Source organism: Streptococcus infantis, from assembly GCF_047460405.1.
GTDB classification, from domain to species: Bacteria; Bacillota; Bacilli; order Lactobacillales; family Streptococcaceae; genus Streptococcus; species Streptococcus infantis_Q.
This window is the reverse complement of record NZ_JASHGH010000027.1, coordinates 1-10,310: the sequence shown is the minus strand read 5'-3', so window position 1 is coordinate 10,310 and position 10,310 is coordinate 1. Positions and strand designations below refer to the sequence as shown.

At 39.8% G+C, this 10,310-nt stretch carries 11 protein-coding genes and 1 other RNA gene; 6 read left to right on the top strand and 6 right to left on the bottom strand.

What is annotated here, in order from left to right; translation table 11 throughout:
* A partial coding sequence (locus QM928_RS09605; protein WP_414322000.1) for a Rib/alpha-like domain-containing protein occupies positions 1-1,420 on the top strand: 1,420 nt, incomplete at its 5' end.
* Positions 1,421-1,942: 522 nt separating this feature from the next.
* Here QM928_RS09605 and ssrA read toward each other — a convergent pair.
* The 6 genes from ssrA to QM928_RS09575 form a co-directional block, all read right to left on the bottom strand.
* Positions 1,943-2,290: a transfer-messenger RNA gene (gene ssrA / locus QM928_RS09600) on the bottom strand.
* Positions 2,291-2,393: 103 nt separating this feature from the next.
* A complete protein-coding gene (locus tag QM928_RS09595; RefSeq protein ID WP_248036027.1) occupies positions 2,394-2,975 on the bottom strand; it encodes a class I SAM-dependent DNA methyltransferase in 582 nt (193 codons plus the stop codon).
* A gap of 260 nt (positions 2,976-3,235) precedes the next feature.
* Positions 3,236-3,895, bottom strand: a complete 660-nt coding sequence (locus QM928_RS09590) for an amino acid ABC transporter permease (RefSeq protein ID WP_371608511.1) — start codon at positions 3,893-3,895, stop codon at positions 3,236-3,238.
* A gap of 9 nt (positions 3,896-3,904) precedes the next feature.
* The gene (locus tag QM928_RS09585; protein ID WP_371608512.1) at positions 3,905-4,582 is read right to left on the bottom strand and encodes an amino acid ABC transporter permease; all 678 of its coding nucleotides are present in this window, start codon (positions 4,580-4,582) and stop codon (positions 3,905-3,907) included.
* A 12-nt stretch (positions 4,583-4,594) separates the two neighbouring features.
* Positions 4,595-5,389, bottom strand: coding sequence for a transporter substrate-binding domain-containing protein (locus tag QM928_RS09580; RefSeq protein ID WP_281335772.1), 795 nt, complete (start codon positions 5,387-5,389; stop codon positions 4,595-4,597).
* A 10-nt stretch (positions 5,390-5,399) separates the two neighbouring features.
* Positions 5,400-6,158 carry an amino acid ABC transporter ATP-binding protein gene (locus tag QM928_RS09575; RefSeq protein ID WP_281335773.1) on the bottom strand — a complete coding sequence of 253 codons (759 nt, stop codon included), beginning with the start codon at positions 6,156-6,158 and terminating at the stop codon, positions 5,400-5,402.
* A 177-nt stretch (positions 6,159-6,335) separates the two neighbouring features.
* Between QM928_RS09575 and recJ the strand changes: the two genes are divergently transcribed.
* The 5 genes from recJ to nusG all read left to right on the top strand — a co-directional run bounded on the left by recJ (position 6,336) and on the right by nusG (position 10,119).
* Positions 6,336-8,561, top strand: coding sequence for a single-stranded-DNA-specific exonuclease RecJ (recJ, locus tag QM928_RS09570; RefSeq protein WP_315640903.1), 2,226 nt, complete (start codon positions 6,336-6,338; stop codon positions 8,559-8,561).
* Positions 8,562-8,869: 308 nt separating this feature from the next.
* The gene (locus QM928_RS09565; RefSeq protein ID WP_248036022.1) at positions 8,870-9,046 is read left to right on the top strand and encodes a hypothetical protein; all 177 of its coding nucleotides are present in this window, start codon (positions 8,870-8,872) and stop codon (positions 9,044-9,046) included.
* Between the two features lie 140 nt (positions 9,047-9,186).
* Entirely contained in the window at positions 9,187-9,339 is a 153-nt protein-coding gene (rpmG, locus tag QM928_RS09560; RefSeq protein WP_001809375.1) for a 50S ribosomal protein L33, read from the top strand.
* A 9-nt stretch (positions 9,340-9,348) separates the two neighbouring features.
* Complete coding sequence (gene secE / locus QM928_RS09555; protein ID WP_001211016.1) at positions 9,349-9,525, top strand: preprotein translocase subunit SecE; 177 nt, start codon at positions 9,349-9,351, stop codon at positions 9,523-9,525.
* A 57-nt stretch (positions 9,526-9,582) separates the two neighbouring features.
* The gene (nusG, locus tag QM928_RS09550) at positions 9,583-10,119 is read left to right on the top strand and encodes a transcription termination/antitermination protein NusG (RefSeq protein WP_045763385.1); all 537 of its coding nucleotides are present in this window, start codon (positions 9,583-9,585) and stop codon (positions 10,117-10,119) included.
* The last annotated feature ends 191 nt before the right edge of the window (positions 10,120-10,310 follow it).

Sequence of the window (10,310 nt, the reverse complement as noted above, 5' to 3'; positions counted from 1 at the left end):
TACACCAGGTGATAAAGGAACTACAGTCGTTGTGACTTACCCAGATGGTTCTAAGGATGAAGTACCAGTTAAAGTAACTGTAAAAGATCCAAGTGCACCAGCTACAGATGCAGACAAGAACACTCCAACAGCGAAAGATCAAACTGTTAAACCAGGAGATAAACCATCTGCTAAAGATTCAATCGGTAATGTCGGAGATCTTCCTAAGGGCACAACAGTAGAGTTCAAGACACCAGTAGACACAACTACCCCAGGTGATAAAGGAACTACAGTTGTTGTGACATACCCAGATGGATCTAAGGATGAAGTACCAGTTAAAGTAACTGTAAAAGATCCAGAGAAGACATCTGATGCAGACAAGAACACTCCAACAGCGAAAGATCAAACTGTTAAACCAGGAGATAAACCATCTGCCAAAGATTCAATCGGTAATGTCGGAGATCTTCCTAAGGGCACAACAGTAGAGTTCAAGACACCAGTAGACACAACTACACCAGGTGATAAAGGAACTACAGTCGTTGTGACTTACCCAGATGGTTCTAAGGATGAAGTACCAGTTAAAGTAACTGTAAAAGATCCAAGTGCACCAGCTACAGATGCAGACAAGAACACTCCAACAGCGAAAGATCAAACTGTTAAACCAGGAGATAAACCATCTGCTAAAGATTCAATCGGTAATGTCGGAGATCTTCCTAAGGGCACAACAGTAGAGTTCAAGACACCAGTAGACACAACTACACCAGGTGATAAAGGAACTACAGTCGTTGTGACTTACCCAGATGGTTCTAAGGATGAAGTACCAGTTAAAGTAACTGTAAAAGATCCAACTAATAAAGTCGTTAAAGATCCATCAGTAACCCCAGTTACAGATCCAAGCAACTTGACTGACGCCGAAAAAGCTAAAGTAGCCGACGAAGTTAAGAAAGCTAACCCAACCGCGAAAGATATCAAGGTTAACAATGATGGATCAGTAGTTGTAACCTTTGAAGATGGTACAACAGCTGTTATTCCAGCCGATAAGACAGTTAAGAAATCATCAGATAAAGTTAAGGAATCAGATGGAGTTAAGAATCCATCAGTAACCCCAGTTACAGATCCAAGCAACTTGACTGACGCCGAAAAAGCTAAAGTAGCCGACGAAGTTAAGAAAGCTAACCCAACCGCGAAAGATATTAAGGTTAACAATGATGGATCAGTAGTTGTAACCTTTGAAGATGGTTCAGTAGCAGTCATTCCAGCTGAAAAAGCTGTTACAGCTGCTAACCAAGATTCACCTGCTCAAGCACCAGCTAAGAAAGCAGGAGCGAAAGAATTGCCAAATACTGGTACAGAACAATCTAGCGCTTCACTTGCTTTAGCACTTCTTGCAGCAGCAACAGGCGGACTCCTCTTCGCTAAAAAACGTGAGGAAGAAGAGTAAGAAATTACTCAAATAAAGCAAAACTGAGAATCTCAATTCTATGAATTTGCTAGAAAAACCGTAAGAAGAAATTCTTACGGTTTTTTTGATGGATAATGATTAGGAGAAAGGGGAAATGTCAGTCTTACAGATCTTTAAAATGCTAAAAATTCAATTGAATAGCTGTTCAATGTATAGTTGATTGAAATAAGATGTGAACAAAGAGGTTAGGAAAGTCAAATTAATTTCTAAAAATGTTTTAGAATTTATATTGTACTACTCTAAGTTCAATCCACTATATATGCTATTTTTCCCATAGAAGAAAAGTTAATGTTGCCATCTTTCAAGTGTCTTGATGTAACATTGTAAACTTGTATGATGACAGAAAAAACGTTGATATCATCAACGTTTGAAACATAGGAACACCTCACAACTCTTCTTGCCTCTATTATACGACTTTACACAAAGAAAAGCCCTTGGAAACTTGACTTCCAAGGACTTTGTCTTCGTTCTAACGTTGAGAACATCAACGTTTTTTTAATATAATGGAGCCGGTGGGAGTCGAACCCACGTCCAAACACCTGCTAACATATTTGTCTACGACCATAGGTTATGTATTGTTTTAACAGCCCCTCGACACATAACTCAAGCCTAGGAACTGCGAGTCTATAAATCTCTTATCAAACTGCTAGACAAAGCCTGATCGTATCTCGCTAATAATAAGACCTGTCATCAGACACGAGCAATCCGAATCGGGTCACGCCTGCTGGTTTTTAGGCAGCTAGAGCGTAAGAAGTGTTATTTTTTGCAGTTATATTTAACTGGGCGTTTACGTCGCCACACGAGTCGCAAAATATGCCTCATAATGCCTGTCGAATCCGTAACGACCCCAAAAGACAATACAACTATTATACCTTATCTATTGGGAAAATGCAAAAACTGAGTAAAGATTAGCATTTGCTTTGTTTTTAGTGCTTGTCTGATACTCTAAGGGCTAAATATTTTTGCTACTTGTAAGAAATAATTGGGAAGGTTTATGGAGAAAGAGATGGTCTGAGCTGTAGAGTATTTGACTTGTTATTTCCGAGAAACCTTGTTGGCTGAGGCTTTCTTCAAGTTCAGAAATGATAAAACCGTGTGTCTCTCCAGCTGGTAGAGTAAAATCAGCAATAAAGAGTTGTCCGCCATGAGTCAAATGTTCCTTGAACATAGATAGACTGTCATCAAGATTAGGCATATGATGAAGAACTCGACTGACGATAATAAGGTCGAACTCTTCTTCAAGTGGTTCAAGTAATAAATCCTGTTGAATCAAGTATAGGTTTGCAAGTTTTTGACTGTCAATCTTGAGACGAGCTTGCGCAAGCATCTTGTCCGCAATATCAACCAAGGTCACTGATTTAGCTTGTTTGGCAAGAGGAAGGGCGATAAGGCCAGTTCCACCTCCAAAGTCTAGGATTGATTTGTTTGACAAATCAGGCACTTGTTTTATTAGATGCTGGCAAACAAGATCGGCCAGAAATTGATTTTTTGGAGAATCAAATGATTCTGCTCGATGATTAAAATGATGTTCCATATTTCTAGTCTAGCATAGAGTTTGTCAGTTTAACATTTCCTAGCTTATTTTTTAGTAAAGAAATAAGCAAAAAGATTTCTCTCAAAAGGCGGTGGGACAGAAATCGATAGACAAAGTCTCGATTTCGTAGTCCCAGCCCCGCGAGGATGATTAGGAGCATTTTGGAGTCTAAAAGACGAACAAAAAGTTCAATCAGCTACCGCGTCAATGTTTGATTGTTAATAAAAAGTGAGGTCGGGATTTTTTGTCCCAACCTCTTGTTATTCTGCAGCTTGTTGCCAACGTTTTGCTAGAGCCCGTGAAAGGCTTGAAATAGCTAGGTTGAAGCTGAAGTAGATTAGGGCGATCAGGATATATAAGCTGAAAACCTGTTCGGATTCAAAGTATCGGCCCATAAGGATTTGACTGGCACCAAAAAGCTCTTGGAGGGCGATTACAGAGTATAGAAGACTTGTATCCTTAATCACTGTTACAAATTGAGAGATGATGGCAGGGAGCATCTTGCGAATGGCTTGCGGTAGGATGATGTGATAGAGGATTTGGCGATAGGAGAAACCTTGTGCCATTCCAGCCTCGTATTGTCCTTGATCCACTGCGTTAAGACCACCTCGGATAATTTCAGCAAGAGCTGCAGATGTAAAGAGAGTAAAGGCGGTGATTCCAGCTGGGGTAGATTTCATTTTAAAGACTAAAAAAATAGTAAAAATCCAGAGTAGATTAGGAACATTTCGGACAAATTCAATGTAGACACTAGCAAGGATTCGTAATAGGGTGTTTTTTCCATTACGCATGACAGCGAGGATGGTTCCAATTAGTGTTGAAAGCGTGATAGCAATCAAAGAGATATAGAGGGTTAGACCAAAACCTTTTAAAAGAAAGATGAGGTTGTCTAGACTGAGAACTTCAAGAATACTTTCCATAAAAACCTCCTAAAGTGAATAAGCATTTTTGTTAGCTTGCTCCATTTTTCGTCCAAATTGGGCTACAGGGAAGCAGAGGGCAAAGTAGAAGAAGGCAGCACCTAAAAATGCTGGGATGTAGTTGCCGTTGAGTGCGGACCAAGATTTGGTGACAAACATGAGATCAACTCCAGAAATGATGGCTACTGTCGAAGTATTCTTAATCAGGTTGACGACTTGGTTGGTTAAGGGAGGAAGAATGATGCGAAAAGCCTGCGGTAAGATAATCAGGCGCATTGCATTTGTGTAGGTGAATCCTTGAGAAAGAGCGGCTTCGAGTTGGCCTCTAGGGATAGATTGAATTCCTGACCGAATGACCTCGGCGATATAGGCACCGTGGTAGAGTCCGACGCAAAGAACGGCAGTCCAGTAGATAGGAATCATGATAGTATGGTTACTAATCAGGGGCAAGCCGTAAAATACAATAACGAACTGAACTAGGAGAGGGGTGTTTTGATAAAATTCGACAAAGATACGGGACAAGATCCGTAAACTGCTATGTTTGCTAGTGGATAATGTACCGAATAGGATGCCCAATAGCATGGCTAGGGTAAAAGAACCTAGAGCAATAGCTATAGTAAAGAGAAATCCGTTAAAAAATTGACCAAAATGTTGAAAATAAGCTGTCCAAGATGATAAATCTATCATGTAGCTACCTCCTTATTCTGCTGAGTGTTTGGAAGGTTTGAGATTGTAGCGACCGTATAACTCCTGCAAGGTCCCATCCTGACTCCATTTGACAACCAATTGATCTAGGTAGTCATTCAGTTGCGTGTTTGATTTTTTGGTTACAATACCATAGTCAGAAGGTTTGAAGCTATCGTCAAGTAGTTCAGTTCTTTTGCTGGTATACCCGGAAAGGATAGAACGGTCTACTGAGAAGGCATCAATCCGATGGGCGTGGAGGGAGGTGATCAATTCAGGATAAGAGCCGAGTTCGACAAATTTAAAGGATAGTCCTTTTTTATTACCTAGCTCTGTAATCAGCTTTTGGGTGATGGATCCTTGTGCGACTCCAATGGTTTTTCCGTTTAAATCTTCAATATCTTTAATCTTACCTGATTTATTTACCAAAAATCCACAGGCGTCTGTATAGTAAGGGCTGGTGAAGTTGTAGAGTTTTTTTCGTTCGTCAGTAATTGTGAAGGTGGCGATATCCATATCCACTTGTTCGTTGTCTAACAGAGGACCTCGAGTTTGAGCAGTAACTGGAACGTAGCGGACCTTGACCTTGAGTTGATCTGCAATCAGTTTGGCTAAATCTGTTTCAATACCTGAGAATTCTCCAGTTTTCGGGTTTTTATAGCCGAAATTAGGGACGTCTTGTTTGACGCCAACAACGATTTCTGCCTTTTTTTGGATATCTGAGATGCTGGTATCTGCTTGAACTGATGTCACAAATCCAATGCTTAAAAGACTGGTAACTACTGTTGCAAGAAAGAAATTCTTTTTCATAGGTGTCTCCTTATTTGACCTTATCACTTTCGTGGTTGATAATCTTGCTGAGAAATTGTTGGGCGCGTGGTTCACTTGGGTGATCAAAAAATGCATCCACATCTGTTGTATCGACCAGGACTTGCCCATCTGCCATAAAGATGATGCGATCAGCTACTTTACGAGCGAAGCCCATTTCGTGTGTGACGATGATCATATTCATGCCGTCGTGGGCTAGTTTTTTCATAACAGCTAGGACATCGCCGATTGTTTCGGGGTCGAGAGCTGAGGTTGGTTCGTCAAAGAGGAGGAGTTCAGGTTTCATAGCTAGACCTCTAGCGATAGCTACTCGTTGTTTTTGTCCGCCTGATAAGGTGGCTGGATAGGAATCTTTCTTATCCCACATATTTACAAATTCTAAATATTTTTGCGCAGTTTTTTGAGCCTCTTTGGGATCAATACCCAGTACTTTAATAGGTGCAAGAGTTACATTTTCTAACACAGTCTTATGTGGATAAAGATTAAAATGTTGGAAAACCATACCTACTTCCTTGCGGAGGGGGACCAAATCCTTTTGGCTAGCACCTGCCACTTGGTGTCCGTTTACCAGGAGACTTCCACTATCAATTGCCTCTAGACCATTGATAGTACGGATAAGGGTTGACTTTCCAGAACCAGATGGTCCAAGTAAAACAACAACTTGGCCTTTTTCAAAACGAAGGTTGATATTCTGGAGTGCGTGGTAGTCTCCGTAATACTTTTCAACAGCTTTAAATTCTACTAAAGTCATAATTCTTCTCCTTTGTGTTAGATTTTGTAACATCGATTCTACAACAAAAGCGTTTTCCTGTCAAATGATATTACAAAAAAATTAGTAAAATTTTGATAAAAGCAAAGCAGATAGAGAAAAACTGGAAATCATGTTATAATAAAACAATAGAATCGTAAGAAAGAGTGGATGATTTTTTTGATAATTCCTACTTATAATTGGCAATTTGCTCCGCAAGTTGAGGATGCGGATTTTACAAAGATAGCTAAGAAAGCTGGTTTGGGACCTGAAGTAGCTCGTTTGTTATTTGAACGAGGCATCAAGGATGAAACTAGTCTGAAAAAATTTTTAGAACCTTCTTTGGAGGATTTGCATGATCCCTACCTTTTAAATGATATGGAAAAGGCAGTGGAGCGGATTCGCCATGCTATTGAGCAAGGGGAACTGATTCTCATTTACGGGGACTACGATGCGGATGGGATGACTTCGGCTTCCATTGTCAAGGAAAGTTTAGAACAGTTAGGCGCTGAGTGCCTGGTTTATCTTCCCAATCGCTTTACGGATGGTTATGGTCCAAATGCCAGTGTCTACAAATATTTTATCGAACAGCAGGGTGTGTCTTTGATTGTGACGGTGGACAATGGTGTGGCGGGGCATGAGGCCATTGATTTGGCTCAGTCTATGGGAGTGGATGTCATTGTGACTGACCACCATTCTATGCCTGAGGTTTTACCAGATGCCTATGCTATTATCCATCCTGAACATCCAGGGGCGGACTATCCTTTCAAGCATTTGGCGGGTTGTGGTGTCGCATTTAAGTTGGCTTGTGCCCTTTTAGAAGAAGTGCAGGTTGAGTTGTTGGACTTGGTTGCCATCGGTACAATTGCCGATATGGTCAGCTTGACGGACGAAAATCGTATCATGGTCCAGTATGGTCTTGAGGTCTTGCGCAACACTCAACGAATGGGTCTACAAGAAATGTTTGAAATTGCTGGGATTTCGAGTAGTGATGTGACAGAAGAAACGGTCGGTTTTCAGTTGGCACCTCGTTTAAATGCCTTAGGGCGCTTGGATGATCCCAATCCAGCTATTGATTTGTTAACTGGATTTGACGATGAGGAAGTGCATGAAATCGCCCTTTTGATTCATCAAAAGAATGAAGAACGTAAGGAAATTGTTCAGTCCATTTACGATGAAGCCAAGGGCATGGTGGATCCTGATAAAAGTGTTCAAGTTTTGGCTAAGGAAGGCTGGAATCCGGGGGTTCTTGGAATTGTAGCTGGGCGCTTGCTTGAAGAACTAGGTCAGACAGTCATTGTACTGAATATCGAAGATGGACGAGCCAAGGGGAGTGCGCGAAGCATTGAAGCAGTCGATATCTTTGAAGCTTTGGACCCGCATCGGGAACTATTTATCGCCTTTGGTGGTCACGCAGGTGCTGCAGGTATGACCCTTGAAGTGGATAAGTTGGAAGTCTTATCTGATCTTTTGGAAGCCTATATTCGAGAAAAAGGTGCAGATGCCCAAGGTAAAAACAATCTATTTTTAGATGAAGAACTGGACTTAGAGATCTTGAGTTTGGAGACAGTGAAAAGTTTTGAACGCCTAGCTCCTTTTGGGATGGATAACCAAAAACCTGTCTTTTATATTCGAGATTTTCAAGTTGAAAATGCTCGCGTTATGGGGGTTGGTAATGCTCATCTCAAGCTGAAAATTTCCAAAGGTGAGGCTAGTTTTGAGGTGGTCGCTTTTGGTCAAGGGAAATGGGCGACTGAATTCTCACAGACCAAGCAATTGGAATTGGCGGTGACTCTCTCTGTCAATCAATGGAATGGACAAACAACCTTGCAGTTGATGATGGTTGATGCCCGTGTAGAAGGTGTCCAGCTCTTTAACATCCGTGGTAAGAATGCCCTGTTACCTGAAGGTGTACCTGTTTTGGATTTTACGCAAGAGTTACCTGATGTGGCCTCTTGTTCAGCTATTGTCGTTAAGAATATCCCTGAGGATATATCCCTCCTTAAGAAAATCTGTCAGGAGCAGGAGTTTTCAGCTCTTTACTTTAAAAATGATATCGCTAAGGCTTACTACTTGACGGGCTATGGCACAAGAGAGCAGTTTGCAAAATTGTATAAAACCATCTATCAGTTCCCAGAGTTCGATATTCGCTATAAACTCAAGGATTTGGCAGCCTATCTCAAGATTGAGCAAATCCTATTAGTCAAAATGATTCAGATATTTGAAGAGCTTGGCTTTGTGACCATTGAAAATGGAGTCATGAGGGTAAATAAAGAGGCTGAAAAGCGTGATATGGCTGAAAGTCAGATTTATCAAAAGCTAAAACAAACTGTTAAAGATCAGGAGATTATGGCGCTTGGAACAGTCCAGGAAATCTATGATTTCTTGATGGAAAAAAGTGAATAGAGATCGAAAGAGTTGGCTTGCTGACTCTTTTTGTTTGCTATCAAAAATCTCATCAATAAAAGGAATTTAGTGCTATAATGAGAGGAGTGAAGGACTGTTGAACATTGTTGAAGAAAGTTATACTCTTCGAAAATCTCTTCAAACCACGTCAGTGTCGCCTTACCGTATATGTGTTACTGACTTCGTCAGTTCTATCCACAACCTCAAAACGGTGTTTTGAGCAACCTGCGGCTAGCTTCCTAGTTTGCTCTTTGATTTTCATTGAGTATTAGTCTCAAAAGTACCAGAGAAGTTAGTCGGAGGAGAAAATGGAAAAAGAGAAGAAAAAGAAATTACTGGCAGAGTATAAGCAGCAACAGAAGAAAGAATTTGAAGCAAGTTTACCGATACCAAGGGAAATATTTTTAGACTTGTTTGATTTTTTAGATCAGGAGTTAGAGTCGCTGACTTGTTATGACGCTTTTCTTTTGAGAAATTATGTTTAAAAGTATTTTGGATAAATCCCTTGGTAAAACAAGTGGAAGTTACTTTGAAAAATTAGTTGAGAAATCACCTTAAAAAATCAAAAACGATTTAACTTGTCAAAGCAGAGGTTTATTGTTATAATAGGTAAGATGGAGGCGTTATGGCACTTAAAAAAGCAAGTCTAGCCTGTGCGGTTTGTGGTTCTAGAAACTATTCGATTAAGATTAGTGGCAATCCAAAACCAACACGCTTAGAAGTAAATAAATTTTGTAAACACTGTGGCAAGTATACCACACACCGAGAAACGAGATAGGAGAAAACGATGCGTTTTATTAAGGACATTTTTAAACTTCTTAAAGAAACAACTTGGCCGACTCGCAAGGAAAGTTGGTTAGATTTTAAATCTATCATGGAATACACTGCTTTCTTTGTAGTGATGATTTATATTTTTGACCAATTGATTGTTAGCGGATTGATTCGTTTTATTAATATTTTTTAAAATAAGGCAAGAAAAAGATCTAGTCGCTGAAATTCTTCAGTTAGGAAAGGAAAAAACATGGATAGTTTTGATAAAGGATGGTTTGTGCTACAAACTTATTCTGGCTACGAAAATAAAGTAAAAGAAAATCTATTGCAACGTGCACAAACATACAATATGCTAGAAAATATTCTACGTGTTGAAATTCCTACACAAACAGTGCAAGTAGAAAAAAATGGAAAGAAAAAAGAAATCGAAGAAAATCGCTTTCCAGGTTATGTTCTTGTAGAAATGGTTATGACCGATGAAGCTTGGTTTGTTGTACGTAACACACCAAACGTAACAGGATTTGTAGGCTCACACGGAAATAGATCAAAACCAACTCCACTTTTGGAACAAGAAATTCGCGATATTTTAGTTTCTATGGGTCAAACTGTCCAAGAATTTGATATTGATGTCGAAGTTGGTCAAACTGTTCGTATTATTGACGGAGCTTTCGCAGATTACACAGGTAAGATCACAGAAATTGATAATAATAAAGTTAAGATGATTATCTCAATGTTTGGTAATGATACAGTTGCAGAAGTAAATCTTAACCAGATTGCAGAACTTTAATCAAAAATATTATCAATATAAAATCACAAACAAAGACAACTGTAGAGACAACGGTTGTCTTTTTAGGCTCTTTGTCAACTGTAGTGGGTTGATGAAAAGTTATAACCTGGAGAGGACCAACATGGTTCTCTCCTTTTTGATGTTCAAAGCAATGAGGATTCTAGTTTTAAAGTTTTCAAAGTTCCGGAAGC

Coding starts and splice junctions, on each gene's coding strand:
- QM928_RS09595 (WP_248036027.1), bottom strand. CDS start 2,975: ATGGAACATCATTTTAATCATCGAGCAGAATCATTTGATTCTCCAAAA.
- secE (WP_001211016.1), top strand. CDS start 9,349: ATGCGTTTTATTAAGGACATTTTTAAACTTCTTAAAGAAACAACTTGG.
- QM928_RS09585 (WP_371608512.1), bottom strand. CDS start 4,582: ATGATAGATTTATCATCTTGGACAGCTTATTTTCAACATTTTGGTCAA.
- rpmG (WP_001809375.1), top strand. CDS start 9,187: ATGGCACTTAAAAAAGCAAGTCTAGCCTGTGCGGTTTGTGGTTCTAGA.
- nusG (WP_045763385.1), top strand. CDS start 9,583: ATGGATAGTTTTGATAAAGGATGGTTTGTGCTACAAACTTATTCTGGC.
- QM928_RS09565 (WP_248036022.1), top strand. CDS start 8,870: ATGGAAAAAGAGAAGAAAAAGAAATTACTGGCAGAGTATAAGCAGCAA.
- QM928_RS09580 (WP_281335772.1), bottom strand. CDS start 5,389: ATGAAAAAGAATTTCTTTCTTGCAACAGTAGTTACCAGTCTTTTAAGC.
- QM928_RS09590 (WP_371608511.1), bottom strand. CDS start 3,895: ATGGAAAGTATTCTTGAAGTTCTCAGTCTAGACAACCTCATCTTTCTT.
- QM928_RS09575 (WP_281335773.1), bottom strand. CDS start 6,158: ATGACTTTAGTAGAATTTAAAGCTGTTGAAAAGTATTACGGAGACTAC.